The 26040-nt window shown below is 68.1% G+C and carries 25 protein-coding genes; 23 read left to right on the top strand and 2 right to left on the bottom strand.

Features of this window, described 5'->3' with window-relative positions:
- The first annotated feature begins 1 nt into the window (after position 1).
- From G6N48_RS18105 to G6N48_RS18065, 9 genes are all read left to right on the top strand, one after another.
- Positions 2-970 carry a zinc-binding dehydrogenase gene (locus tag G6N48_RS18105; RefSeq protein ID WP_085268644.1) on the top strand — a complete coding sequence of 323 codons (969 nt, stop codon included), beginning with the start codon at positions 2-4 and terminating at the stop codon, positions 968-970.
- Positions 971-980: 10 nt separating this feature from the next.
- Entirely contained in the window at positions 981-1730 is a 750-nt protein-coding gene (locus tag G6N48_RS18100) for an HpcH/HpaI aldolase family protein (protein WP_372511206.1), read from the top strand.
- A 23-nt stretch (positions 1731-1753) separates the two neighbouring features.
- Entirely contained in the window at positions 1754-2482 is a 729-nt protein-coding gene (locus G6N48_RS18095; RefSeq protein ID WP_139825719.1) for an SDR family NAD(P)-dependent oxidoreductase, read from the top strand.
- Positions 2464-3957: a flavin-containing monooxygenase gene (locus tag G6N48_RS18090; protein ID WP_085268647.1), complete on the top strand. Its 1494-nt coding sequence runs from the start codon at positions 2464-2466 to the stop codon at positions 3955-3957. Before G6N48_RS18095 ends, G6N48_RS18090 begins: the two co-directional genes overlap by 19 nt.
- On the top strand, positions 3954-4889 hold the full coding sequence (locus tag G6N48_RS18085; protein WP_085268648.1) for an alpha/beta hydrolase: 936 nt from the start codon (positions 3954-3956) through the stop codon (positions 4887-4889). Before G6N48_RS18090 ends, G6N48_RS18085 begins: the two co-directional genes overlap by 4 nt.
- Before the next feature lie 63 nt (positions 4890-4952).
- Complete coding sequence (locus G6N48_RS18080; RefSeq protein ID WP_085268649.1) at positions 4953-6146, top strand: enolase C-terminal domain-like protein; 1194 nt, start codon at positions 4953-4955, stop codon at positions 6144-6146.
- Positions 6147-6211: 65 nt separating this feature from the next.
- Positions 6212-7513 carry a hydroxyacid-oxoacid transhydrogenase gene (locus G6N48_RS18075; RefSeq protein ID WP_085268650.1) on the top strand — a complete coding sequence of 434 codons (1302 nt, stop codon included), beginning with the start codon at positions 6212-6214 and terminating at the stop codon, positions 7511-7513.
- A 9-nt stretch (positions 7514-7522) separates the two neighbouring features.
- Positions 7523-7984: an acyl-CoA thioesterase gene (locus tag G6N48_RS18070; protein ID WP_085268651.1), complete on the top strand. Its 462-nt coding sequence runs from the start codon at positions 7523-7525 to the stop codon at positions 7982-7984.
- Between the two features lie 75 nt (positions 7985-8059).
- Positions 8060-8497 carry an SRPBCC family protein gene (locus G6N48_RS18065; RefSeq protein WP_085268652.1) on the top strand — a complete coding sequence of 146 codons (438 nt, stop codon included), beginning with the start codon at positions 8060-8062 and terminating at the stop codon, positions 8495-8497.
- A gap of 113 nt (positions 8498-8610) precedes the next feature.
- Here G6N48_RS18065 and G6N48_RS18060 read toward each other — a convergent pair whose 3' ends face one another.
- On the bottom strand, positions 8611-9297 hold the full coding sequence (locus G6N48_RS18060; protein ID WP_085268653.1) for a GntR family transcriptional regulator: 687 nt from the start codon (positions 9295-9297) through the stop codon (positions 8611-8613).
- Between the two features lie 161 nt (positions 9298-9458).
- On the opposite strand from G6N48_RS18060, the gene fadD5 reads away from it, so the two are divergent.
- From fadD5 to G6N48_RS17990, 14 genes are all read left to right on the top strand, one after another.
- Positions 9459-11120 carry a fatty-acid--CoA ligase FadD5 gene (fadD5, locus tag G6N48_RS18055; RefSeq protein WP_085268686.1) on the top strand — a complete coding sequence of 554 codons (1662 nt, stop codon included), beginning with the start codon at positions 9459-9461 and terminating at the stop codon, positions 11118-11120.
- A 215-nt stretch (positions 11121-11335) separates the two neighbouring features.
- A complete protein-coding gene (locus G6N48_RS18050; RefSeq protein ID WP_085268687.1) occupies positions 11336-12151 on the top strand; it encodes an MlaE family ABC transporter permease in 816 nt (271 codons plus the stop codon).
- Position 12152: 1 nt separating this feature from the next.
- Positions 12153-13022: an MlaE family ABC transporter permease gene (locus G6N48_RS18045; RefSeq protein ID WP_085268654.1), complete on the top strand. Its 870-nt coding sequence runs from the start codon at positions 12153-12155 to the stop codon at positions 13020-13022.
- A gap of 4 nt (positions 13023-13026) precedes the next feature.
- Positions 13027-14346, top strand: a complete 1320-nt coding sequence (locus G6N48_RS18040) for an MCE family protein (protein ID WP_163670871.1) — start codon at positions 13027-13029, stop codon at positions 14344-14346.
- A complete protein-coding gene (locus tag G6N48_RS18035) occupies positions 14343-15383 on the top strand; it encodes a virulence factor Mce family protein (protein WP_085270320.1) in 1041 nt (346 codons plus the stop codon). The genes G6N48_RS18040 and G6N48_RS18035 overlap by 4 nt, the downstream gene beginning before the upstream one ends.
- Positions 15380-16972, top strand: a complete 1593-nt coding sequence (locus G6N48_RS18030; protein ID WP_085270321.1) for a virulence factor Mce family protein — start codon at positions 15380-15382, stop codon at positions 16970-16972. Before G6N48_RS18035 ends, G6N48_RS18030 begins: the two co-directional genes overlap by 4 nt.
- Positions 16969-18579 (top strand): virulence factor Mce family protein, encoded by a 1611-nt coding sequence (locus G6N48_RS18025; RefSeq protein ID WP_085270322.1) that lies wholly within the window; start codon positions 16969-16971, stop codon positions 18577-18579. The genes G6N48_RS18030 and G6N48_RS18025 overlap by 4 nt, the downstream gene beginning before the upstream one ends.
- 5 nt (positions 18580-18584) lie before the next feature.
- The gene (locus G6N48_RS18020; RefSeq protein WP_179969886.1) at positions 18585-19790 is read left to right on the top strand and encodes a virulence factor Mce family protein; all 1206 of its coding nucleotides are present in this window, start codon (positions 18585-18587) and stop codon (positions 19788-19790) included.
- Positions 19784-21334, top strand: coding sequence for an MlaD family protein (locus tag G6N48_RS18015; RefSeq protein ID WP_085270324.1), 1551 nt, complete (start codon positions 19784-19786; stop codon positions 21332-21334). Before G6N48_RS18020 ends, G6N48_RS18015 begins: the two co-directional genes overlap by 7 nt.
- Positions 21304-22035, top strand: a complete 732-nt coding sequence (locus tag G6N48_RS18010) for an Mce protein (RefSeq protein WP_085270325.1) — start codon at positions 21304-21306, stop codon at positions 22033-22035. The genes G6N48_RS18015 and G6N48_RS18010 overlap by 31 nt, the downstream gene beginning before the upstream one ends.
- Positions 22032-23003 (top strand): RDD family protein, encoded by a 972-nt coding sequence (locus G6N48_RS18005; protein ID WP_085270326.1) that lies wholly within the window; start codon positions 22032-22034, stop codon positions 23001-23003. The genes G6N48_RS18010 and G6N48_RS18005 overlap by 4 nt, the downstream gene beginning before the upstream one ends.
- Positions 23000-23554, top strand: a complete 555-nt coding sequence (locus G6N48_RS18000) for a mammalian cell entry protein (RefSeq protein ID WP_085270327.1) — start codon at positions 23000-23002, stop codon at positions 23552-23554. Before G6N48_RS18005 ends, G6N48_RS18000 begins: the two co-directional genes overlap by 4 nt.
- The gene (locus G6N48_RS17995) at positions 23521-24231 is read left to right on the top strand and encodes a hypothetical protein (RefSeq protein WP_085270328.1); all 711 of its coding nucleotides are present in this window, start codon (positions 23521-23523) and stop codon (positions 24229-24231) included. Before G6N48_RS18000 ends, G6N48_RS17995 begins: the two co-directional genes overlap by 34 nt.
- Before the next feature lie 4 nt (positions 24232-24235).
- A complete protein-coding gene (locus tag G6N48_RS17990; RefSeq protein ID WP_085270329.1) occupies positions 24236-24919 on the top strand; it encodes a YoaK family protein in 684 nt (227 codons plus the stop codon).
- Here G6N48_RS17990 and G6N48_RS17985 read toward each other — a convergent pair.
- Entirely contained in the window at positions 24912-26021 is a 1110-nt protein-coding gene (locus G6N48_RS17985; protein ID WP_085270353.1) for a phosphodiester glycosidase family protein, read from the bottom strand. The genes G6N48_RS17990 and G6N48_RS17985 overlap by 8 nt on opposite strands.
- Between the last annotated feature and the right edge of the window lie 19 nt (positions 26022-26040).

Here is a 26040-nt window from a genome sequence, read left to right as displayed (position 1 = left end):
GGTGTGGTCCTACCGCATCGTCGCCCCCTATGTGTTCGAGCGGACATCCATTCCGGACAGGACCCCTGAGGACCTCGCCGACGGCGAGGTGCTGTTGCGCTTCCTGGCCGCCGGTGTCTGCGGCAGCGACCTGCCGGCCTTCCGCGGCGCGCGGGGGCGTCTCCCGGGCGACGACGGACCCAGCGCCGCGGGCAAAGACGGGTTCCCGATCCATGAGGTGGTCGGCGAGGTGCTCGCCAGCCGGCACCCCGAACACCGGCCCGGTGACCGCGTGGTGGGCTGGGCGTCCGGGTTCGACGGCCTGATGCAACGGGTTGTCAGCGACGGTGACGGGTTGGCTCCCTACGATCCGTCGCTGAGCCCCGCGGAGGCGGTCGGCCTGCAACCGCTGGCATGCGTGCTCTACGCCTGCGAGCAACTGCCGGACCTGGCCGGTCGCGATGTCGCCATCATCGGTCAGGGCTCGATCGGGCTGCTGTTCTCCTATGTCGCCAAGACGGCCGGCGCCAGGCGGGTCACCGGCGTCGATCCCGTCGACCGACGCGGCGCGGCAGCCACTTTCGGCGTCGACGAGGCGGTGCGCGCACCCAGCGACCGATGGGTGAGCCGGCTGGCTCTCACCGACCACGCCGACGTCGTCATCGAGGCCGTCGGCCACCAGGTGGCCACGCTCGGACACGCCGTCGAGGCCGCCGCGCCCGGCGGCACCATCTTCTACTTCGGCGTCGCCGACGACGACATCTACCCCATCGACATGCGCAGCGTGCTGCGCAAGAACCTGACGCTGAAATCCGGTGTCACCCTCGAGCGTCGCCGGATGCTGGACCTCGCAGGCAAGTTCGCCGCCGAACACCCCGGCCTTCTTCCGGCGTACCTCACGCACACGTTCGGTCTCGACGACGTTCAGCGCGCGTTCGACCTGGCCTGCCGGCCGGACCCCGGTCGCATCAAGATCGCGATCACCGAGTGAGATGTCGACTGTGACACAGAGCAATCTGCAGCGCGCCCTGGGCGCGGCCGACCCGATATGGGGTGGCTGGATCACCGGCGCCACGCTGCTCGGGCCCGAGGAATTCGCCCGTGCCGGTTACCATTACGTGGGCTTCGATGCCCAGCACGGCTACCTCGACGACGCCGACGTCGCCGGTATGCTGCGGCGCATCGAACACCTCCCCCTCGGCACCGCGGTGCGCCTGCCGAATGCCGACGCGGCGCCCATCGGGCGAGTGCTGGACGCGGGTGCCGACGCCGTCGTCATCGCCATGATCGAGTCGGCCGAGCAGGCCGCGGCGGCCGTGGCGGCGACCCGCTATCCGCCGCGGGGGATCCGCAGCTTCGGCCCGCTGCGCGCCAGCCTGGGCCACGACCCGGCCGACCACGAGTCGCGGGTGAGCGTGTTCGCCATGATCGAGACGGCGGCGGCACTGGCCGAGCTGGAACGGATCTGCGCCGTCGACGGCCTGACCGGGATCTACGTCGGCCCTGCCGACCTGGCCATCTCGATGGGTGTCGCCGTCGCCGGGGCCACCCGGGATCCACAGGCCCTGGAGGCGATCGGGCGTATCCACCGGGTGGCCACCGACGCCGGCCTGATCACCGGTATCCATGCCGGAGCCGGCAAGGCGGGAAGAGTATTGGCGCAGTTGGGCTTTCGGATGATCACCCTGGCTGCCGAATCACAGGCCCTGCGGCGCGGAGCGGCCGAGCATTTGCGCGAGGCGAACGAATGACCCCCGGTGACCGAGCCGCCGACATGAACCAGCGAGTCGCGCTGGTCACCGGTGCCGCCGGCGGTCAGGGCTGGGCCATCACGAGACGACTTCGCGCCGAAGGCTATTCGGTTACCGCCTGCGACCGGCGGGCCGACGAGCTCGCCGCCAGGGTGCGAGAACTCGACGACGCCGGGGTGATCGCCGCCGAGCTGGATGTCACCTCCGCGGCGCAGTGGGACGCGGTCGTCGAAAGCGTGGCGCATCGCTTCGGGTCGCTCAGGGTGCTGGTCAACAACGCCGGGCTGCTGCACCGGGCCTCCCTGGCCGACGAGACGGCCGAAGGGTTCGAAAACTCCTGGCGCGTCAACTGTCTGGGCGCCTTCCTCGGCATGCGCGCAACGTTGGGCCTGCTGCGTCGAGCCGAGCACGCGGTCATCGTCAACATCTGCAGCACGGGCGCGGTCCGGCCGTTCCCACAGCACAGCGCGTACGGCTCGGCGAAGTGGGCGCTGCGCGGCCTGACCCAGACCGCCGCGGCCGAGCTCGCGCCGTCGGGCATTCGGGTCAACGCCGTGTTCCCCGGGCCGATCGCGACGCCGATGCTCGACGACGCCACCCAGGCGCGGCTGGCGGCGGCCTCGCTGTTCGGGCGCATCGGCCAGCCGGCGGAGGTGGCCGACGCCGTCGCGTTCCTGGCCTCCGAGCACGCGTCGTTCATCACCGGTGCCGAACTCGTCGTCGACGGCGGACAATGCCTGCAGATCCGGTGAACCCGCAGCTGACGATCGGCGTCATCGGCGCCGGACCCGGCGGCCTGGCCCTGGGAATCCTGCTCAAGCGCGCCGGGTTTCATGATTTCACGATCTTCGACCGCGAGGACGACGTCGGCGGCACCTGGCGGATCAACACCTATCCCGGGCTGGCGTGCGACGTCAAATCGCACCTCTATTCCTACTCCTTCGACCTCAATCCGAACTGGTCGCGGCTGTGGTCCGGACAGCCCGAGATCCTGGCCTACTTTCAGCGCTGCGCCGACAAATACGGTCTGCGAACGCATTTGCAGCTGCGGACCGAGATCCGCTGCGCGCACTGGAACGACGACACCCGGCGCTGGTGTCTGACCACGGCCGGCGGCGACCGGCACGAATTCGACGTCGTGGTGTCCGCCGTCGGCCTGTTCACCCGTGCGCTGTTCCCCGACCTCGTCGAACAGGAGCCGTTCACCGGCAGGATCATGCATTCGTCGCGCTGGGATCATTCGGTGCCGCTGCAGGGCGCGCGGGTCGCCGTGCTGGGCACCGGATCGACGGCATCGCAACTGGTGCCCGAGCTAGCGCGGGTCGCGAGCAAGGTGTACTCGGTGCAGCGGTCCGCAACCTGGATACTGCCCAAGCCGGACCGCCAATACACGCGGCGGGAGCGGTGGATCTTCGCCCACGTGCCGCTCGCCGCGCGGCTCTACCGCACCCGGTTGTGGTTGCGCAGCGAGTCGAACATCTCGGTGATCGAGAACGGCAGCGACAAGACGCAACAGTTCACCGGCATCGCCAGAACCATGCTTGAAGCGTCCATCGGCGATGAGGAGCTGCGCCGCAAGCTGACCCCCGACCATCCGATGGGCTGCAAGCGCCTGGTGTTCTCCTCGGACTTCCTGCCCGCCCTCGCCCGGCCCAACGTCGAAGTGCTCGACAGCCCGGCGCGCTACCTGCGCGCCCGTTCCCTGATCACCGAGGACGGCAGCGAGCGTGAGGTCGACGTCGTGGTCTGTGCCACCGGCTACGCCGCGGCCGACTATCTGGGCGAACTGGACGTCCGCGGCGAGAATGGAACCACGCTGCGTGAGGTCTGGCGCGACGGTGCGCAGGCCTACTTCGGGATGGCCGTGCCGGGTTTCCCCAACTTCTTCATGCTCTACGGGCCGAACACCAACGTCGGCTCCAACAGCGTCATCTTTATGCTCGAGGCGCAGGCCCGCTACATCGTGCGGGCGCTGAAATACCTGCGGCGCAAGCGCAAGACGTACATCGCGGTGCGCCCCGCGGCACTGGCCGACTTCGTCGGCAACGTCGATCGCTGGATGGAGGGGACCGTGTGGACCACCCGGTGCAGCAACTACTTCCGCGCCGCCAACGGGCGCGTGGTCACCCAGTGGCCGCGCAGCGCGCGTAGCTTCTGGCAGATGACGCGCAGGTTCAAACCGGCCGACTTCACTTTCGACGCGGCCCCCGGGGGGCGTGGCCGATGATCCCACTCGACGGCGCCGCACGGCTCGACCCGGTCCTGCGTGCGGTCGCCACCACGCGAACCGACTTCTCGCTTTCCGCCATTGGGGCCATGCGCGAACCGTTCAACGAGCGGCGCCGCGCCGCCGCCGCACAGACCGATGCCCAGGGCGTCGAGATCGTCGACGGCCACGCACCCGGAGAGTACGGCGGCGTCGGTGTGCGGATCTACCGCGGCGCGCGGGCGCTCGCCCCGGCGGTCATCTACTGTCACGCCGGTGGATTCGCGCTGGGCAACCTCGACACCGATCACCGCCACTGCGTCGAACTGGCGCGTCGCGGCCGGTGCACTGTGGTGTCGGTCGACTACCGGCTGGCCCCCGAGCATCCCTACCCCGCGGCGCTCGACGACGCCGGTGCCGTGCTGAGGTGGGTGGCCGGCGATGCGGCGGAACTGAACGTCGACGCGTCGCGGCTGGCCGTCGCGGGCAGCAGCGCCGGGGCCACCCTGGCCGCCTGCCTGGCCCACGCCTCCGCCGCGGGGACGCTGCCGCCGATCGTGTTCCAGCTCCTGCATCAGCCGGTGCTGGACGACCGGGAGACGGCCTCCAAGGCGCAGTTCTGCACCAGCCCGGCATTCGACAGCGAGGCCGCCGAACTGATGTGGCGCTATTACCTGGGGCCCACGGCCGAGTCAGCCGTCGCCGTCCCCGCGCGGCATGCCCAATTCGCCGGTCTGCCACAGGCTTTGATCACGTGCGCGGAAGTGGACCCCTTCCGTGACGAGGCGGTGGACTACGCGCTGACCCTGCTTCGCGCCGGGGTCTCCGCCGAGCTGCACCTGTTCGCGCGCACCTGCCACGGCTTCGACTCGCTGCTGCCCGACTGGGAGACCTCGCAGCGGTTGTTCGCGTTGCACGGCCAAGCGCTGGCGGACATCCCGGACAACCTCTGACACCGGGGTGCGGGACCTTCGGCTCTACTGCGGGCGCGCGGCCCGGCGGCACAATCGGCGCTCATGAAGATCACCGGCCTACAAGTGGTGCCGTTCGAGACATTCGTCGACCGGATCTCTTTCGGCCAGCTGACCACCGATTACCGTGTGGTGCAGACGGTCACCACGGTGCTCACCGACGAGGGCGCACAGGGCCACTACTTCGGTGGCCACTTTCACGGCGACCAGGACGGCCTGCTGCCCGCCGACCAGGCGCTGATCGGGCAATTCCTCAGCGGCCTCCTCGCCGGCCAGGACCCCCTGGACCGCAACGAGATCTGGCGGCAGCTGTGGGCGGCCAAACTTCCCGAAAATGTGTGCAGTGTAATCGATCTCGCGCTGTGGGATCTGGCGGGCCGGGTTGCCGGGCTGCCGGTGTACAAACTGCTGGGCGGCGCGCGCGACCGCGTCGCGGCCTACGCCAGCAGCTTCAACAACCTGGGATCGCCCGACGAATATGCCGCCCACGCCGCCGAATGCCGGCGTCAGGGATACCGTGCCTACAAGATCCATCCGTACGGCTACTGGAATCCCCTCACACGCCGGCCCGCGCTGCCCAGGCCGTCGTACGTCGACTCGGACATCGAGGTGTGCCGGAAGGTTCGGGAGGCGGTCGGCGACCAGATGGTCCTCATGTTCGACCCGTGGGGCACATATGAGACCTACGCGGAAGCCCTGCGGGTGGGCCGCGAGCTGGAGCGGCTCGACTTCTACTGGTACGAGCACCCGATGCCGGAATCCCGCGTTGCGTCCTACGTGAAACTGGCGGCCGAACTCGACATCCCGATCTGCTCGCCGGAAATCGCCGAGGGTGGCATCTACACCCGGGCGGACTGGATCCTGCGCAACGCCTCCGACATCAGCCGCATCGACGTCCTGCGCGGGGGCATCACCGGTGCGATGAAGCTGGCGGGGATGTGCGAGGCGGTCGGCATGCGGTGCGAGATCCACATGAGCGGGTTCGGCAATCTGCAGGTCCTCGGCGCCACCAGTGCGGACGTCTGCGAGTACTACGAGCGGGGGCTGCTGGGCCCGGGGGTCCGCTACGACACCCCGCCGCCGTATCTCGATGCGGCCTGCGACCCGCTGGGCCCGGACGGCTTCGTCACCGTGCCCCAACAGCCCGGGCTTGGCTACCAGATCCGCTGGGACTACATCGAAAACCACCGGCTGCCCGACACCCGGGTGGAACCGGTCGCGCCGTTGCACCCGAGGTAGCCGCCCGTCGCCGTCTGACAGGATGGCAGGAACCTCAGGTTGCGTTGGCCGGTTCAGGAGGACGGATGGCGTGCTGCGATGTCCCCCGCGGGGACTGCGACGAAGCCTTCACCGTCGACTCGTCGCGGGTCACCTTTGGCCGCGGTTGCCTGGGCGAGGTGGGCGACCGGGCCGGCGCCCTGGGGTTGCGGCGGGTGGCGCTGTTCACCGACGCCGGCATCGCCGAACTGCCCATCTTCGCGAAGACGCACGACTGCCTGGTCGCGGCCGGTCTCGACGTGATCACCTACACCGACGTACATGTGGAGCCCACCGACGCCTCCTTCACGGAGGCCGCGCGCTTCGCGCAGGAGTGCAATCCCGATGGCTACGTGTCGTTGGGTGGCGGCTCCGTCATCGACACGTGCAAGGCCGCCAACCTTTATGCGAGTCATCCCGCCGACTTCCTGACCTACGTCAACGCACCCGTCGGGGAGGCCAAACCCGTACCCGGCCCGCTGCGGCCGCATATCGCGTGTCCCACCACGGCGGGCACCGGCAGCGAGGTCACCGGCATCGCCATCTTCGACCTCGTGGCGCTCTCTGCGAAGACGGGCATCGCGTCGCACGCGCTGCGTCCCACCGAGGCGATCGTCGACCCCGACTGCACCGCGACCCTGCCCGCCGAGGTCGTCGCCGCCGCGGGGCTGGATGTGCTGTCACACGCGCTGGAGTCCTACACCGCGCGGCCTTACCTGCGGCGGCGCGCTCCGGAGCGGCCCAGTCTTCGACCGATGAGCCAGGGCGCCAATCCGTGGAGCGACCTGGGCTGCCGGGAGGCCCTACGCCTGTTGGGGCAGTTCCTGCAACGTGCGGTCCACGACGCCTCCGACCGCGAGGCCCGCGAGCAGATGATGTGGGCGGCAACGCTTGCCGGCATCGCGTTCGGCAACGCCGGCGTCCACGCACCGCACGGCATGGCCTATGCGGTGGCGGGGCTGGTGCGTGACTTCCGGCCCTCGGGCTACCCCGCCGACGAGCCGCTGGTGCCGCATGGCATGGCCGTCATCCTCAACGCGCCGTCGTCGTTCCGGTTCACCGCGCAGGCGAGCCCCGAGCGGCACCTGGAGGGCGCGCGACTGCTCGGGGCTGACACGCGGGGGGCCGGTGCGCCGGATGCCGGCGAGGTGCTCGCGGGCGAGCTCATCCGCATCATGCGGGCGGTGGGGATGCCGAACGGGCTCGGCGGGGTGGGCTACACCGACGACGATGTGGCCGCCCTGACCGAGGGCGCCCTTCCCCAGCAGCGTCTCCTGCAAAACGCTCCGAGGGAGATGACCAAACCGGTTCTGGCGGAACTGTTTCGGCAAGCGATGCGGTACTGGTAGTCAGGACGCATGACTTCGGTTCCGCCCGCCCCGGACGGGCTCACCAGTGACGATTTCCCGGTGCTGTGGCCGGTGGGAACGCGGTGGGCCGACAACGACATGTTCGGTCACCTCAACAATGCGGTGTACTACCAACTGTTCGACACCGCGATCAACGCGTGGATCAACACCGGCACCGGCCTCGAACCCCTCACCACTCCGGCCCTGGGCATCGTCGCCGAGTCGGGCTGCCGCTACTTCTCCGAACTGCATTTCCCGGAGGGGCTCGTGGTGGGGCTCGCGGTGACGCGGCTGGGCCGCAGCAGCGTCACCTACCGGCTGGGGGTGTTCCGCCCGACGGAAGCGGCGCCGATCACCGCGCTGGGTCATTGGGTGCACGTCTACGTCGATCGGGTCAGCCGCAAGCCCGTCCCGATTCCCGACGCCATCCGCGCCCTGTTGTCGACGGCGTCAGTTGCGCCATCAGCCTGAGATGTGGCGCGACGCCGACCCTTTCGGCCCGGCCGCGCTGGCAGCGCGCACCGCCGGCCCCGCTATGCTTCGCCAATGCCAGTTTTGAGCAAGACCGTCGAAGTCAGCGCCGACCCCGCGTCGATCATGGCCATCGTCGCCGACTTCGAGGCCTACCCGCAGTGGAACGAGGGGATCAAGGGCACCTGGGTGCTCGCCCGCTACGACGATGGGCGCCCCAGCCAACTGCGGCTCGACACCGACGTGCAAGGGATGCAGAGCACCTTCATCCAGGCGGTGTACTACCCCGGGGAGAACCAGATCCAGACCGTCCTGCAGCAGGGTGACCTGTTCTCCAAGCAGGAGCAGCTGTTCAGCGTGGTGGAGGCCGGTACGTCGAGCCTGCTGACGGTGGACATGGACGTCGAGACCTCGATGCCGATACCCGCGCCGATGGTCAAGCAGATGCTCAACCAGGTCCTCGACCACCTCGCCGAGAACCTCAAGCAACGCGCCGAGCAGCTCTCGGCCTGAGGTCGACGGGGGCCGGGCGACCCGCTTCGCCCGGCTGCGCCGCGCTCGCGATCGCCGCTGGGCCTGAGCGCGGCGACCCGCTTCGCCCGGCTGCGCCGCGCTCGCGATCGCCGCTAGATCCCCAGGCGGTCGCGTAACTCCGTCAGCCGTTCGGCCGCGTCGGTGAACTGCCACACGGTGTGCTCGACCACGGCGGCGGCGTCGCGTCGGCGCAGCGCGGCGATCAGCTGCCGGTGGTTGTTGACGGCGGCCGCACCCCATTCCGGGTCGCCGGCGTACACCTGCACCGGCATGTAGCGCGCCGCGTTGAGCAGGAACCACGCCAATTTGATCCGCCCGCCGGCCTGATTGAAGACGCGGTGGAAGGCGAACTCCAGGCCGGCGATGGTATCGGTATCGCTGGACCCGACGGCCGCGGCGAGCGTGTCGGTGATGTGCTCGAGCTCGTCGATGTCGGCGTCGGTGATGTGCTCGGTGGCCGCGGCCGCCAATTCCCGCGCGATCGTTGCCTGCAGCCAGAAGATGTCCTCGATGTCCTGGCGGGTCAGGGGTAGCACCACGTGACCGCGGTGCGGCTCGAGCTGCACCATGCCCTCGCCGCGCAGCTTCAGCAGGGCCTCACGTACCGGAGTGACGCTGACCCCGAGCTCGGCGGCCGTCTCGTCGAGGCGGATGAAGGTGCCCGGCCGCAACGTGCCGGACATGATCGCCGCCCGCAGGTGACCCGCCACCTCGTCCGACAGCTGGGCCCGGCGCAGGCGTCGTCGGCTCCTCGGCGGCGTAGATATCGGTGCGTTCACGTGTGCTGCCAGGACTTTCGGAGGCGTGGCTGGGGTGCTATCGAAGTTGTCACGGGGGTTGTCAGGCGGCCGCCCTAGGTCATAATGTGACCCAGACAACACTATGTTTTATCAAATATCAACCTGTCGCAAGCGGTGCGCGAGTGAAGGGAAGTGTTCAGTTGACCGCGCAATTGGCCAGCCATCGCACCCAGGGGTCCGAACCCGCCACGGAGCAGCCGTACCGGGCTCGTCGCCAGAACTGGGTGAACCAACTGGAACGCCATGCGCTCATGCAACCCGGGGCGACGGCGCTGCGATTTCTGGGCAGGACCGTCACGTGGGGTGAACTTCGGCGCCGGGTGGCGGCGCTGGCCGGCGCGCTGAGCCGCCGAGGGGTCGGCTTCGGCGACCGGGTGATGATTCTGATGCTCAACCGCACGGAGTTCGTCGAGTCGGTGTTGGCGGTCAACATGCTCGGGGCCATCGCCGTCCCGTTGAACTTCCGGCTCACCGCGGCCGAGATCGCATTCCTGGTCGAGGACTGTGAGGCCCGGGCGGTGATCACCGAAGAGGTGCTCGCCCCCGTCGCGGCGAGGGTCAGGGAGATCCAGCCACTGCTGGACCTGATCGTCGTGGCGGGCGGATCGACCGAAGACAGCATGCCGGGCTACGAGGACATCATCGCCGAGCGCGAAGGATCTGCCGGTGAGGTGGAGATGCCCGACATCCCGAACGACGCGCCCGCACTGATCATGTACACCTCGGGCACCACCGGCCGGCCGAAAGGCGCCGTGCTGACCCACACCAACCTGACCGGCCAGACGATGAGCGGGCTTTACACCAACGGCGCCGACATCAACAGCGACGTCGGTTTCATCGGCGTCCCGTTCTTTCACATCGCCGGGATCGGCAACCTCCTGAGCGGGATGCTGCTGGGCACCCCGACGGTGATCTATCCGCTGGGCGCGTTCGACCCCGGCCAGCTGCTCGACGTGCTGGCCGAAGAGAAAGTCACCGGCCTCTTCCTGGTGCCCGCCCAGTGGCAGGCCGTGTGCGCCGAGCAACGCGCGCGCCCCCGCGACCTCCGGCTGCGCGTGATGTCTTGGGGGGCGGCGCCGGCGCCGGACGCGTTGTTGCGTGAGATGTCGGCGACGTTCCCCGGCACGCAGATACTGGCGGCCTTCGGCCAGACCGAGATGTCACCGGTCACGTGCATGTTGCTGGGGGAGGACGCGATCCGTAAACGCGGGTCAGTCGGCAAAGTCATCCCGACGGTCGCCGCCCGGGTGGTCGACGAGAACATGAACGATGTGCCGATTGGCGAAGTCGGCGAAATCGTATATCGCGCACCAACATTGATGAGCGGCTACTGGAACAACCCGCAGGCTACGGCGGAGGCGTTCGCCGGCGGCTGGTTTCACTCGGGAGACCTCGTCCGGATGGACGAGGAAGGCTACGTCTGGGTGGTGGACCGCAAGAAGGACATGATCATCTCCGGCGGCGAGAACATCTACTGCGCCGAGGTCGAGAACGTCCTGGCCAGCCATCCCGGCATCGTCGAGGTCGCCGTCATCGGGCGGGCCCACGACAAGTGGGGAGAGGTGCCCATCGCGGTCGCCGCCGTGGCTGCCGACGAGCTGCGCCTCGAAGACCTGGCGGATTTCCTGACCGAGCGGCTCGCGCGCTACAAGCATCCCAAGGCGCTCGAAATCGTCGACGCACTACCCCGGAACCCGGCCGGAAAGGTGCTCAAGACTGAACTACGCGCCCGCTACGGGGCCGCGGTTTCAAGCGAAAGTTGTTCTGCCACAGGCAATCACACGGCGGGGGGAGAAAGTTGACCGATACTGTAACGTTCGCCCGTTGTTGACGAAGGGTTAATTGTGCGGATGCGGTTCACACGTGGTTGGCCATCGGGTACATTCCTGTGGTCTCCGTTACTACCAGCGAGTAGGGAGCCGATGATCACACACCGGGGATCGGGGCAAAGCGGGGGCATGCAACACGATCCGCGGTGGCGTTCACGACCACGCGGCGCAGGTTTGAGGGGGCAGCGGTGACTTCAACGTCGACGAGTCGACGCGGCCCCTACCTGGTCAGCTACGTGCGCGACCAACTGCAGACGCCGCTGACCCTCATCGGCGGTTTTTTCCGCATGTGCGTGCTGACCGGGCGGGCGTTGTTCCGGTGGCCGTTCCAGTGGCGCGAGTTCATCCAGCAGTGCTGGTTCATCATGCGGGTGGCGTTCCTGCCGACGATCATGGTGTCGATCCCGCTGACCGTCCTGTTGATCTTCACCCTCAACGTTTTGCTGGCTCAGTTCGGCGCGGCCGACCTGTCGGGTGCCGGGGCCGCGATCGGTGCGGTGACCCAGCTGGGCCCGCTGACCACGGTGCTGGTGGTCGCCGGCGCCGGGTCCACGGCGATCTGCGCGGATCTGGGTGCCCGCACCATCCGCGAGGAGATCGACGCGATGGAGGTGCTCGGCATCGACCCCATCCACCGGCTGGTGGTGCCCCGCGTGATCGCCGCGACCCTGGTCGCCACGCTGCTCAACGGCCTGGTGATCACCGTCGGGCTGGTGGGCGGCTACCTGTTCGGCGTTTACCTGCAGAACGTGTCGGGCGGGGCCTACCTGGCCACCCTGACCACCATCACCGGTCTGCCCGAGGTGATCATCGCGACGATCAAAGCGGCGACTTTCGGACTGATCGCCGGACTGGTCGGGTGCTTCCGCGGTCTGACCGTGCGCGGCGGCTCCAAGGGGCTGGGCACCGCCGTCAACGAAACGGTGGTGCTGTGCGTGGTCGCGCTCTACGCGGTCAACGTCGTGCTGACGACGATCGGCGTGCGATTCGGAACGGGACACTGACATGTCGACATCCGCCGTCCTGCGCGCGCGCTTCCCGCGTTCCATCGAAAACCTCAACCGCTACGGCGGCGCCGCCATCCGCGCGGTCGACGACATCGGGCAGATGGCCTGGTTCGGGACGGTCGCCGTCGGCCACATCCCGCATGCGCTGCGCAACTACCGCAAGGAGACGCTGCGCCTGATCGCGCAGATCGGCATGGGCACCGGCGCCATGGCCGTGGTGGGCGGCACCGTCGCAATCGTCGGCTTCGTGACCCTATCCGGCAGCTCACTGGTCGCCATCCAGGGTTTCGCCTCCCTGGGCAATATCGGGGTCGAGGCCTTCACCGGCTTCTTTGCCGCGCTGATCAACGTGCGCATCGCCGCGCCCGTCGTCACCGGCATCGCGATGGCCGCCACGGTCGGCGCCGGCGCCACGGCGGAGCTGGGCGCGATGCGCATCAGCGAAGAGATCGACGCCCTGGAAGTGATGGGTATCAAGTCGGTCTCGTTCCTGGCGGCCACCCGCATCATGGCCGGGCTGGTCGTGATCATCCCGCTCTACGCGCTGGCCATGATCATGTCGTTCTTGTCGCCGCAGATCACCACGACGGTCATCTACGGGCAATCCCACGGCACCTATGAGCACTACTTCCGGACGTTCCTGCGTCCCGACGACGTGTTCTGGTCCTTCCTCGAAGCCATCATCATCACCGCGGTCGTGATGATCACCCACTGCTTCTACGGCTACGACGCCGGCGGTGGGCCCGTCGGCGTGGGAGAGGCGGTCGGCCGGTCGATGCGCTTCTCGCTGGTGTCGGTGCAGGTTGTCGTTCTGGCCGCCGCGTTGGCGCTCTACGGCGTCAACCCCAACTTCGCGCTGACGGTATAGCGCGATGACGGCACCCGTGAGAGGCCCCGGCAAGGTCAACGCCCCGCGCAACCCGCCCTACAAGCTGGCCGGGATCGCGCTGCTGATCGTCGGTGCGGTGGTGCTGGTCCTGGTGTATGGGCAGTTTCGGGGTGATTTCACGCCGAAGACGAAGTTGACGATGGTGGCGTCGCGGGCCGGGTTGGTGATGGATCCGGGGTCGAAGGTGACTTATAACGGGGTGGAGATCGGCCGGGTGGCCTCGATTTCGGAGGTCGTGCGTGATGGTAGGCCGGGGGCGAAGTTCACGTTGGATGTCTATCCGCGGTATTTGTCGTTGATTCCGGCGAATGTGACCGCCGATATCAAGGCCACGACGGTGTTCGGTGGGAAGTATGTGTCGTTGACGACGCCGAAGAGCCCGTCGCCGCAGCGGATTTCGCCGCAGACGGTGATTGATGCGCGGTCGGTGACCACCGAGATCAATACGTTGTTTGAGACGGTGACCTCGATTGCGCAGAAGGTGGATCCGGTCAAGCTGAATTTGACGTTGAGCGCGGCGGCGCAGTCGTTGGCGGGGTTGGGTGAGAAGTTGGGGCAGTCGGTGGTCAACGCCAACGCGGTCCTCGATGATGTCAATCCGCAGATGCCGCAGGCGCGTCGGGATATTGCGGCGTTGGCGGCGTTGGGGGACACGTATGCGAAGGCCTCGCCGGATCTGTTCGATTTTTTGAATAATGCGGTGGTCACGGCGCGTTCGATCAATGCCAATCAGAAGGATTTGGATCAGGCGTTGTTGGCGGCGGCCGGGTTCGGTAATACCGGTGCCGACATCTTCAACCGGGGCGGGCCGTATCTGGCGCGCGGGGCCACCGACCTGGTGCCCTCGGCCCAGCTGTTGGACACCTACAGCCCGGCCATCTACTGCACGCTGCGCAACTACCACGACATCGAGCCCAAAGCCGCCGCGTTCCTCGGCGGCAACGGCTACTCGCTCAACAGCCACACCCAGGCGCTGTCGGGTCTGGGGCTGGTGGCCAACCCGCTGTCGCTGGCGACGGTCGCGTTGCTGACGATGGGCCTCGGTGGCGTCGCGGGCCTGGTGGGCGGGGCGCCCAACCCCTACATCTATCCGGAGAACCTGCCCCGGGTGAACGCCCGCGGCGGGCCCGGCGGCGCCCCGGGCTGCTGGCAGAAGATCACCCATGACCTGTGGCCGGCGCCGGAGTTGGTGATGGACACCGGCAACAGCCTCGCGCCGTACAACCACCTCGACACCGGCTCGCCGTACGCGATCGAGTACGTCTGGGGCCGCCAAGTAGGGGACAACACGATCAACCCATGAAAATCACCGGTACCGTCGTCAAACTCAGCATCTTCTCCCTGGTGCTGCTGATCTTCACCGTCATGATCATCGTGGTGTTCGGTCAAATGCGCTTCGACCGCACCAACGGCTACTCGGCGGAGTTCACCAACATCAGCGGGCTGCGGGCGGGCCAGTTCGTCCGCGCCTCCGGGGTGGAGATCGGCAAGGTCAGCTCGGTGCACCTGGTCGACGGTGGCAGGCGGGCCCGGGTGGACTTCGCGATCGACCGCGCCGTGCCGCTGTATCAGTCGACGACTGCGCAGATCCGCTACCTCGACCTGATCGGCAACCGCTACCTGGAGCTCAAACGCGGCGAGGGCGAGGGCGCCGACCGGGTGTTGCCGCCGGGCGGATTCATCCCGCTGTCGCGGACCTCTCCGGCGCTGGACCTCGATGCGCTGATCGGCGGTTTCAAGCCGCTGTTCCGGGCGCTGGACCCGCAGAAGGTCAACACCATCGCGACGGCCCTGATCACCGTCTTCCAGGGGCAGGGCGGCACGATCAACGACATCCTCGATCAGACCGCGCAACTGACCACGCAGCTCGGTGAGCGCGACCAGGCGATCGGCGAGGTGGTCAAGAACCTCAACATCGTGCTCGACACCACGGTGCGCCACCGCCAGCAGTTCGACCAGACCGTCAACAACCTCGAGGTGCTGATCACCGGCTTGAAGAACCACGGCGACCAGCTGGCGGCCGGGACGGCACACATCAGCAACGCCGCCGGCACGGTGGCCGACCTGCTGGGCGAGGACCGCGCGCTGCTGCACAAGACGCTCAACTACCTGGACGCCGTCCAGCAGCCGCTGATCGACCAGCAGGACCAACTGCAGGACTACCTCAAGAAGGTGCCGACCGCGTTGAACATGATCGGGCGCGCCATCGGGTCCTACGGCGACTTCGTCAACTTCTACTTCTGCGACCTGACGCTCAAGCTCAACGGGCTGCAGCCCGGCGGGCCGGTCCGCACAGTGCGACTGTTCCAGCAGCCGACGGGTAGGTGCACGCCGCAATGAGGACATTGGAACCCCCGAACCGGGTCCGGATCGGAATCATGGGCATCATCGTGATGGTGCTCGTCCTCGGCGTGGGCCAGAGCTTCACGAGCGTGCCGATGATCTTCGCGCAGCCCGTGTACTACGGGCAGTTCACCGATACCGGCGGCATCAGCAACGGCGACAAGGTCCGCATAGCCGGAATGGACGTCGGCAAGGTGGAAGGCCTCAAGATCGACGGCGATCACATCCTGCTGAAGTTCTCGATCGGCACCAACTCGATCGGCACCGAGAGCCGGCTGGCGATCAAGACCGACACCATCCTCGGCAAGAAGATCCTTGACGTCGAGGCGCGCGGCAACCAGCCGTTGCGGCCGGGGGCCACGTTGCCGCTGGGCCAGAGCACCACCCCGTACCAGATTTACGACGCCTTCTTCGACGTCACGAAGGCCGCGCAGGGCTGGGACATCGACACGGTCAAAGAGTCGCTGCACGTGCTGTCGCAGACCATCGACCAGACCTACCCGCACCTGAGCGCGGCCCTGGACGGTGTGGCCAAGTTCTCCGACACCATCGGCAAGCGCGACGACCAGATCAAGCACCTGCTTGCCCAGGCCAACCAGGTCGCCAGCGTGCTGGGCGACCGCAGCGAGCAGGTCGACCGGCTGCTGGTCAACACCAAGACGCTGCTGGCCGCATTCAACGAGCGGGGCCAGGCGATCAACGCGCTGCTGTCCAACGTCGCTGCCTTCTCCGAACAGGTCAAGGGATTGATCAACGACAACCCGAACCTCAACCACGTGCTCGAGCAGTTGCACACGGTCAGCGACATCCTGCTGCAACGCAAGGACGACCTCGCCGCGGGGCTCACCGAGGTGGGCAAGTTCCTGCCGTCGCTGAACGAGGCGATCGCGTCGGGACCGTTCTTCAAGGTGGTGCTGCACAACCTTGCGCCGTACCAGATCGTGCAGCCGTGGGTTGACGCCGCCTTCAAGAAACGCGGCATCGACCCGGAGAACTTCTGGCGCAGCGCCGGGCTGCCGGAATACCGGTTCCCCGACCCCAACGGCACCCGCTTCCCCAACGGCGCGCCGCCGCCGGCCCCCCCGGTGCTCGAGGGGACCCCGGATCATCCGGGGCCGGCCGTGCCACCGGGGTCGCCGTGCTCGTACACGCCGGCCAACCCGGGCGGCAACGTCACCATCGGTGACGAGGGCCTGCCGCGGCCGTGGAACCCGTTGCCGTGCGCGGGGGCCACCTCGGGTCCGTTCGGCGGCCCGGGCTTCCCGGCCCCGGTAGACGTGGAGACGTCGCCGCCGAACCCGAACGGTCTGCCGCCCACCCCGGGCATCCCGATCGCGGGACGGCCGGGCGATCCGCCCCCCGACGTGCCGGGCACCCCGGTGCCGTTGCCGACGCAAGCACCGCCGGGGGCGCGCACCGAGAACCTGGCGCCGGCCGGCCCAACCCCGCCGCCTTCGACGTTCGCACCGGGGCTGCCGCCGGGTCCCGCGGCCCCACCCGGGCCGGGCGAGCAACTGCCGGCACCCTTCATCAACCCGGGCGGGTCCGGGGGTAGCGGTGCAGCGGGGGGAGGTAGCCAGAATTGAGCACCATCTTTGACGTCCGCAACATCCGGCTGCCCCAGATGTCCCGCGCGACGGTGATCATCGGGTCGCTCGGGGTGGTGCTGGCGCTCGTCCTCGGCTACGCCGGCTGGCAGCTGTACCAGAAGCTGACCAACAACACCGTGGTCGCCTACTTCCCGGAGGCCGACGCCCTGTACCCGGGGGACAAGGTCCAGATCATGGGCCTGCGGGTGGGTTCGATCGACAAGATCGAGCCGGCCGGCGACAAGATGAAGGTCACCTTCCACTACGAGAACAAGTACAAGGTGCCCGCCAACGCCTCGGCGGTGATCCTCAACCCCACCCTGGTGGCCTCGCGGGCCGTTCAGCTGGAGCCGCCCTACAAGGGCGGTCCCGTGCTGGCCGACAACGCGGTGATTCCCGAGGAGCGCACGCAGGTTCCGGTGGAGTGGGACCAGCTGCGCAACAGCATCACCAACATCATCTCCAAGCTCGGGCCGACGCCGGAACAGCCCAAGGGCCCGTTCGGTGAGGTCATCGAGTCGTTCGCCGACGGACTGGCCGGCAAGGGCAAGCAGTTCAACACGACGCTGAGCAATCTGTCGCGGGCGCTGACCGCGCTCAACGAGGGCCGCGGGGACTTCTTCTCAGTGGTACGCAGCCTGGCGCTGTTCGTCAACGCGCTGCACCAGGACGACCAGCAGTTCGTCTCGCTGAACCAGAACCTGGCCGACTTCACCACCCGGCTCGCGCACAACGACAACGACCTGGCCAACGCGATCCAGCAGTTCGACAGTCTGCTGTCCACCGTGCGCCCGTTCCTGGACAAGAACCGCCAGGTGCTCAGCCAGGACGTGGGCAACCTCGCCACGGTGACCAACACCCTGCTGCAGCCGGATCCGCTGAACGGGCTGGAGACCGCCCTGCACGTCCTGCCGACGGCGGCGTCCAACATCAACCAGATCTATCACCCGTCGCACGGTTCGGTGGTGGCCATTCCGGCGGTCACGAACTTCGCGAACCCGATGCAGTTCATCTGCAGCTCGATCCAGGCCGGCAGCCGGCTCGGCTATCAGGAGTCCGCGGAGCTGTGCGCCCAGTACCTGGGGCCCATCCTCGACGCGATCAAGTTCAACTACCCGCCGTTCGGCCTGAACCTGTTCAGCACCGCAGAGACGCTGCCCAAGGAGGTCGCCTACTCCGAGCCGCGCCTGCATCCGCCGAACGGATACAAGGACACGACCGTGCCGGGCATCTGGAGCCCGGATACGCCGACGTCGCACCGCAACACCCAGCACGGCTGGATCGTGGCGCCGGGCATGCAGGGCCAGCAGGTGGGGCCGATCACCGCGGGCCTCATGACGCCCGACTCCCTGGGCGAACTCATGGGCGGCCCCAACATCGCGCCCGTGCAGTCCGACCTGCAAACCCCGCCGGGACCGCCGAACGCCTACGACGAGAACCCGAGCCCGCTCATCGGCTTGCAGGCCCCGGTGCCGATTCAGCCGCCGCCGCCCGGGCCGGAGGTGGCTCCGGGGCCGGTCGCGCCGACGCCGGCGCCGGTCGGGGCGCCCGCGCCGAATGCCGGGGGCCCGGCTTCACCGGCTGACTTCGGAGGTGGGCAGTGAGGCGCGTGACGAGCGCGGTACGCGCGAGGAACGCGGCGAACCAAAGGGCACCGAGGCGCGTGATTCGCCGCCGGGGCTGGCACGCGCTGGTGCTTCTCTCGGTCGCACTGGTCCTGAGCTCCTGCGGCTGGCGCGGAATCTCCAACGTGCCCATTCCCGGCGGCCCGGGCAGCGGCTCGGGAGCCATGACCATCTACGTTCAGGTGCCCGACACCCTGGCGATCAACGGCAACAGCAAGGTCATGGTGGCCGACGTCTTCGTCGGTTCGATCAAGGCCATCCAGCTGAAGAACTGGGTCGCCACCCTGACCCTGGGTATCGACAAGAACGTCAAGCTGCCCAAGAACGCCACGGCCAAGATCGGCCAGACGTCACTGCTGGGCTCGCAGCACGTGGAGCTGGCGGCGCCGCCGAACCCGTCGCCGCAGCTGCTCAAGAACGGCGACACCATCCCGCTGAAGAACTCGTCCGCCTTCCCGACGACCGAGCAGACGCTGGCGAGCCTGGCCCTGATCCTGCGCGGCGGCGGCATCCCCAACCTGGAGGTGCTGCAGAACGAGGTCTACAACGTCTTCAACGGGCGGGGTGAGCAGATCCGGGCGTTCCTCGGCAAGCTGGACACCTTCACCGATCAGCTCAACCAGCAACGCGACGACATCACCCATGCAATCGACTCCACCAACCGGTTGCTGACTTACGTGGCCAGCCGGGCGGACGTACTCGACCGGGTGCTCACCGAAATACCGCCGCTGGTCAAGTATTTCGCGAACAAGGACTATCAGCAGCACCTGATCAACGCCGTCGACTCGGTGGGACGGCTCAGCCAGGCCGCCGACCAGTACCTGTCGGAGGCGCGCGGGCCGCTGCACACCGACCTGCAGTCGCTGCAGTGCCCGCTCAAGGAGTTGGGCCGGGGCTCGCCGTACCTGATCGGCGCGCTGAAGCTGATCCTGACCCAGCCGTTCGACATCGACACGGTGCCGAAGATCTTCCGCGGTGACTACATCAACATCTCGCTGACGCTGGACCTGACCTACAGCGCCATCGACAACGCGTTCCTCACAGGTACCGGGCTGTCCGGGGCCCTGCGGGCGCTCGAGCAGTCGTACGGGCGTGACCCCGAGTCGATGATCCCCGACGTGCGCTACACGCCGAATCCGAACGACGCGCCGGGCGGACCGCTGGTCGAGAGGGGGGACAGGAATTGCTGACTCCCTTCATCCGGCGCCAGCTCATCGCATTCGGGATCATCACGGTGATCGCGCTGTCGGTGCTCGGCATCTACTACCTGCAGATCCCGAGCCTGGTGGGCATCGGCCGGTACACCCTGAAGGCCGAGCTGCCCGCCTCGGGTGGGCTGTACCCGACGGCCAACGTGACCTACCGCGGCATCACGATCGGCAAGGTCACCGATGTCGAGCCGACCGAAAAAGGCGCCGAGGCCACGATGAGCATCGACAGCCGCTACAAGATCCCGATCGATGCGTCGGCCAACGTGCATTCGGTGTCGGCCGTCGGTGAGCAGTATCTGGACCTGGTGTCCACCGGCCATCCGAACAAGGACTTCTCGCCGGGGCAGACCATCACCAAGGGGACGGTGCCGGCCGAGATCGGCCCGGCGCTGGACACCGCGAACCGGGGACTCGCCGTACTGCCCAAGGACAAGATCGCCCAATTGCTCGACGAGACAGCACAATCCGTCGGTGGGCTGGGCCCGGCCCTGCAGCGGCTGGTCGACTCGACGCAGGCGATCGTCGGCGACTTCAAGACCAACATCGCCGACGTCAACGACATCCTGCAGAACTCCGGCGGTGTGCTGCAGAGCCAGGTCGATTCCGGCAGCGCCATCGAGCGCTGGGCGCGCAACCTGAACAAGCTGGGCGCGCAGGCGGCCCGCGAGGACCAGAGCGTGAGAAGCGTTCTGCACCAGGCGGCGCCGACGGCCGATCAGGTCAACGACGTGTTCAACGATGTCCGGGACTCGCTGCCGCAGACGCTGGCCAACCTGGAGGTGGTCTTCGACCTGCTGAAGCGCTACCACACCGGCGTCGAGCAGGTGTTGGTGTTCCTGCCGCAGGGCGCCTCGATCGCGCAGACGGTCGCCGCGCCGTTCCCGAACATGGCCGCGCTCGACCTGGCGTTGTCCATCAACCAGCCGCCGCCCTGCCTGACGGGCTTCATCCCGGCGGCCGAGTGGCGGTCTCCCGCCGACACCAGCCTGCAACCGCTGCCGTCCGGCACCTACTGCAAGATCCCGATGGATACGCCGGCCAACAGCGTCCGCGGTTCCCGCAACATCCCGTGTACGGACATCCCGGGCAAGCGGGCCGCGACGCCGCGAGAGTGCCGCGATCCCAAACCGTACGTTCCAGCGGGCACCAACCCCTGGTACGGCGACCCCAATCAGATCCTGACCTGCCCGGCGCCGGCGGCACGCTGTGACCAGCCGGTCAAACCGGGCCTGGTGATCCCCGCACCGTCGGTCGACAACGGCATGAACCCGGCCCCCTCCGACCGGGTGTCGGGGACACCGCCGCCGGTCAGCGACCCTTTGTCGCGACCCGGCTCCGGTACCGTGCAGTGCAACGGCCAGCAGCCCAACCCGTGTGTTTACACTCCGAGCGGGCCTCCCTCGGCGATCTACAGTCCCCAGAGCGGTGAGCTGGTAGGGCCAGACGGAGTCAAGTACTCCGTCGAGAACTCGACCAAAACAGGAGACGACGGATGGAAGGAGATGCTGGCGCCGGCCGGCTGAACCCCATCGACGCGGATGACACGTTGAACACCCAGGCGACGAGCGAGGATTCGGAAGAATCCGTCGGCGGAGCCGAGCCGGTGTCGCACGAACCCACGACGGAAGAGCCGTCCGAGGCGACGGTCGAAGATTCCCCAGAGTCCGAGGAGTCCCAGCACGGCCCGCAAGCAGCCGGCGACCACAACCAGGTCGTCGAGCGCGGTCCGTCGCGGCTGAGGCGCGGCTGGCTGGTCGGCATCGCCGCGGTGCTGGTGCTGTGCGCCGGCGCGGTCGGCACGGGCGGCTACCTCGCGCTGCATTTCCATCGCGTGGACCAGGCGATCGCGCGCGACGATGCCAAGGCGCTCAAGGCGGCGCTGGACTGCGTGTCGGTGACCCAGGCGCCGGACACCCAGGCGATGGCGGCCAGCGAACAGAAGATCATCGACTGCGGAACCGATGCCTACCGCTCGCAGGCCCTGCTCTACACCGGGATGCTCGTGCAGGCCTACCAGGCCGCCAACGTTCACGTCACGGTCTCCGATGCGCGGGCCGCCGTCGAGCGCCACAACCGCGACGGCTCGGTCGACGTGCTCGTCGCGCTGCGTGTCAAGGTGGCCAACGACGCGACCCAGAACGAAACCGGTTACCGGTTGCGGGTGAAGATGGCCCTCGCAGAAGGTCAATACAAAATCTCCAAACTCGATCAGGTAACGAAGTGACGCTGGTGGTCGAGAACACCGCGACCACCGCCGGCCCTGAATCAACGCAGGATGCTTTGGCGCCGTGGAAGTCTCGCGTCGGTGCCGGTGCGGTCGACGTGCTGCCCGGCACCGCCGCGGCGACGACCATGGCGCTCGTCGCGCTCGCGGTGCCGCCCCGCGGCGTGTGGTGGTGGTGCTGCATCGCCGTCATCGGGGTCGTCGTCCTGCTCATGCTCGTCAACCGGCTGCTGCTGCCCGCGATCACCGGCTGGAGCCTGGGCCGCGCTCTCTTTGGGATCGTCGTCGTGCGGCGAGACGGCCGGGCCGTCGGGCCATGGGTCCTGCTGCTGCGCGACCTGACCCACCTACTCGACACCGCGTCGGTGGTGGGATGGCTTTGGCCACTCTGGGATTCGCGGCGCCGCACCTTTTCCGACCTGCTGCTGCGCACCGAGGTGCGGCGCGCCTCACCGGACCGGACGCCGGCCGGCATCCGGCGGTGGGCGGCGATCGCGATACTCGCCGCGGTGGTGCTGTGCCTCGGCGGTGCCGCCGTGAGCTACGGGGCGGTCTACAGCAACGACCGGGCGGCCCGGGAAACGCGAGCGCAGATCGCCACCCAGGGCCCCAGAATCGTGACCCAGATGCTGTCCTACGACCCGAAATCCCTCGCCGACGACTTCGCGCGCGCCCGGTCGCTGGCCACCGAGAACTATCGCAAACAGTTGGCGGCGCAACAGGAGATCGTGCAGAAGGGCACCCCGGTCATCAACGAATACTGGGTGACCGACCAGTCGGTGAAGGCGGCGACGCCGGATCGGGCGACCATGCTGATGTTCCTGCAGGGCCGGCGGGGCGCGGCGCCCGACGAGCGCTACATCAGCGCCACCGTCCGGGTGACGTTCGTCAAAGGCGACGACGACCGTTGGCGCGTCGACGACCTGGCCGTGCTGACCAAGCCGCGACCACCGGGGAACGGAAGGTGAGCCCGCGCCGCAGGTTTTCTCCCGGCGAAGGGCCGCTGCTCGTCGCGGAACCGTTGCCGGCCCGACGGCCGTGGGCAGCGCCGCTGGCCGCCGCGGCGTCCGCGGTGCTGATGGTGGCGGCGATCACGATGTGCGCCCTGGTGCTGGTCTCGCACGAGGGTCGCCAGCGCGAAGAGTCGAAAGACCGCCAGGTGCTCGCCTACGTGACCGGCTTCATGACGCAGTTCACCTCTCTGGATCCGTTCCACGCCAACGACTACGTGACCGGGGTGCTGGGCCAGGCCACGGGCGACTTCGCCAAGGAGTATCACGACAAGGCCAACGAGATACTGCTCCAGGTCGCCCGCGCCGAACCCGCCACCGGCTCCGTGCTGGACGCGGGGGTGGAGCGCTGGAACGACGACGGCAGCGCCACGATCATCGTGGCGACGGCGGTCAGCACTAAATCGCCGGACGGAAAACAGGTCTTCGAAAACACGAGTCGTTGGGTGGCGACGGCCACGCGGGAAGGGAAGCAGTGGAAGATCAGCAGCCTGCAGCAGGTGATCTGACCGCGGACGCGGAAGCGCCTTCCGGCACGGACACGGTGGCTTCCGACGAAAGCGCGGACGCCGCAACGAATTCCGTGGAGGCCGCCCCGGAGGACGGCGCCGCCGACGAGGCGGAGGCCGGCCCGGTCGCCGAAGACCAACCCGCCAGGAGGAACAGGCGGCCGGCCGGCAGGTGGCTCGGCGTCGCCGTCGCGGTGGCCGCCGCGCTCTTCGTGGGGTCCGCGGCCTTCGCCGGCGCGGCGGTGCAGCCCTACCTCAACGACCGTGCCACGGCCGCAACGAAAATGAAGATCGCCCGGACCGCGGCCGACGCCATCACCACGCTGTGGACCTACACGCCCGAGAACATGGACACCCTCGCCGACCGGGCGGCGCGCTACCTCAGCGGTGACTTCGAGGCCCAGTACCGCAAATTCGTCGACGCCATCGTGGCCCCGAACAAGCAGGCCAAGATCACCAACAGCACCGAGGTCACCGGCGCGGCGGTCGAATCGCTCGACGACCCCAACGCCGTCGTCATCGTCTACACCAACACCTCGTCCACCAGTCCGCTGACCAAGAACGTCCCGTCACTGAAATATCTGTCCTACCGGCTGTTCATGAAGCGCACGAATGGGCGGTGGTTGGTGAGCAGGATGACGACCATCACCTCGCTGGACCTGACCCCACACCTGTAGCGCGATGGCCGTTACCTCGCCGGTGTCGGAGCGATGGACCAACGTCGCGCTGCTGCTGTTGACCTTCGCCACCGGACTGGCGGACTCGATCAGCATCCTGGTCCTCGGCCACGTGTTCGTCGCGAACATGACGGGAAACGTGATCTTCCTCGGCTTCTGGCTCGCGCCCCGGTCGAGCATCGACCTGACCGCGGTGGTGGTTGCCCTGCCCACCTTCGTGTGCACCACCATCCTCAGCGGCCGGTTGGCACGACATTTCGGTGCGCGGACACGAACGTGGATCACCACCGTGCTGGCGACCGAGATCGTGTTGTTGGCGACGTTGGCGATCCTGGCAGGTGCGGGCGCGCTGCACTATCACGACGACACCAAGCTCGTCATGATCGGTGTGCTCGCGGTGACCTTCGGGTTGCAACATTCGAGCGCGCGGCAGTTCGGCATCCAGGAACTCTCCACGACCGTGCTGACGTCGACGATCGTCAGCTTCGGGCTGGACAGCCGCCTCGCCGGGGGCACGGGCGCCCGCGAAAAGCTGCGCCTCACCGTTGTCGCGACGATGTGCGCAGGCGCCTTCCTGGGTGCGACCATGTCACGGTTCGTGGTGGCCCCGGTCATGGCCGTCACCGCGGCGGTGATCGCCACCAGCCTGCTGATCTTCCGCTTCGGCCCGCCGCCCGTCGCTAGTTGAACGCCAGCCAGCTGGGCAGCGCGCGCTCGTGCGAATCGCAGAGCACCTGACGGGTGTCGCACGACCCCCGCGGAGATCCCGCGCCGGCCCACATGCCCCCGGTGTCACGGCGCAGCACGATGGCCGACGAAGTTCCACCGTCGAGCAGGACCGCGCTCTCGCTGCCCAGTCCGCGAAACAGGTCTTGCATGTTGTCCGGCGTGTAGCTGCCGCCCTCGAAGACGTACATCTCGTCCTTCTGCTTCGAGTAGGCCAGCGCCGTGCGGGCGGCGCTGGGGCCGCCGTCCTGGAGCTGGCCCATGTTGCCGGGTGCCAGCAGCCCGATCCCCGACACCGCGACGAACCTCTCGTTCTTGTTGAGCAGGTCCGCGACCACGGGAGTCGCGGCGTCGTAATCGTTCTTGGCGCGGGGCCACACCACGTAGGGGGCACCGCCCGTGGGCATGATCATCGTCGTCAGCGCGCTCCAGCTCTCGCCGCCGCCCGACAGTCCCTGCTTGCCGGGATACGCGACGGTCCCGGTGACGGCCTGGTTGGCCCGGCCCTGGCCGTGGGTGTTGTCGACGAACGCGCCCAGTGGCGAGCTGCAGCCGGTCTGGCGCCACGACCCGCCCTTCTGGCCGCGCACGTCGAAGAAGTTGGCATTGATCGCGATGGTGGGTTGCCCCATCCGCTGCCACGCCTGAAGCGGCGCGTAGAGCTCAGAGGCCTGCCAAAGCCCCTCGCTGGTGCGGGCGCCCGGGTTGTGTTCGCACTTGGCCTGCTCGCCCTGGTGGGTGTCGACCAACAGATGGGGCGACAGTCGTCCCGCCGCGTTCTTGATGATCATCAGGTGGCCGCCATTGGTCATCTCGTACCAGCTGCCGCTCGCATTGAGCATCGGCGCGGGGTGGCCCGGCCCGAAGTTGTAGACCAGATACGAGCCCTTGGTGCCGGCGATGGCGCCGGCGAGCAGGTCGCGGCCGTCGGCGGCGCGCGCGACGGCGCCGCCCGCGGCGTTGGCCAGCGCGGTGGTCGCGACTACGGCAGCGCCGAAGGCCGCCAGCCGGCGCAAGCTGGCTCGTCGGGGAAACACGATAGCCCTTTCGGCCCGGAGGTGGATGCGACATCCACAGGATCGG

The organism is Mycobacterium parmense (assembly GCF_010730575.1).
In the GTDB taxonomy this organism is placed as follows: Bacteria; Actinomycetota; Actinomycetes; order Mycobacteriales; family Mycobacteriaceae; genus Mycobacterium; species Mycobacterium parmense.
The sequence above is the reverse complement of the archived record's forward strand: the minus strand, read 5'-3'. Positions and strand labels throughout refer to the sequence as shown.

Bases quoted from the DNA above. Each gene is read 5' to 3' on its own strand.
- G6N48_RS18040 (WP_163670871.1), top strand. From the start codon at position 13,027: ATGACGGCACCCGTGAGAGGCCCCGGCAAGGTCAACGCCCCGCGCAAC.
- G6N48_RS18065 (WP_085268652.1), top strand. From the start codon at position 8,060: ATGCCAGTTTTGAGCAAGACCGTCGAAGTCAGCGCCGACCCCGCGTCG.
- G6N48_RS17990 (WP_085270329.1), top strand. From the start codon at position 24,236: ATGGCCGTTACCTCGCCGGTGTCGGAGCGATGGACCAACGTCGCGCTG.
- G6N48_RS18090 (WP_085268647.1), top strand. From the start codon at position 2,464: ATGCCTGCAGATCCGGTGAACCCGCAGCTGACGATCGGCGTCATCGGC.
- G6N48_RS18045 (WP_085268654.1), top strand. From the start codon at position 12,153: ATGTCGACATCCGCCGTCCTGCGCGCGCGCTTCCCGCGTTCCATCGAA.
- G6N48_RS18085 (WP_085268648.1), top strand. From the start codon at position 3,954: ATGATCCCACTCGACGGCGCCGCACGGCTCGACCCGGTCCTGCGTGCG.
- G6N48_RS18075 (WP_085268650.1), top strand. From the start codon at position 6,212: ATGGCGTGCTGCGATGTCCCCCGCGGGGACTGCGACGAAGCCTTCACC.
- G6N48_RS18030 (WP_085270321.1), top strand. From the start codon at position 15,380: ATGAGGACATTGGAACCCCCGAACCGGGTCCGGATCGGAATCATGGGC.
- G6N48_RS18010 (WP_085270325.1), top strand. From the start codon at position 21,304: ATGGAAGGAGATGCTGGCGCCGGCCGGCTGAACCCCATCGACGCGGAT.
- G6N48_RS18080 (WP_085268649.1), top strand. From the start codon at position 4,953: ATGAAGATCACCGGCCTACAAGTGGTGCCGTTCGAGACATTCGTCGAC.
- G6N48_RS18095 (WP_139825719.1), top strand. From the start codon at position 1,754: ATGAACCAGCGAGTCGCGCTGGTCACCGGTGCCGCCGGCGGTCAGGGC.
- G6N48_RS18070 (WP_085268651.1), top strand. From the start codon at position 7,523: ATGACTTCGGTTCCGCCCGCCCCGGACGGGCTCACCAGTGACGATTTC.
- G6N48_RS18035 (WP_085270320.1), top strand. From the start codon at position 14,343: ATGAAAATCACCGGTACCGTCGTCAAACTCAGCATCTTCTCCCTGGTG.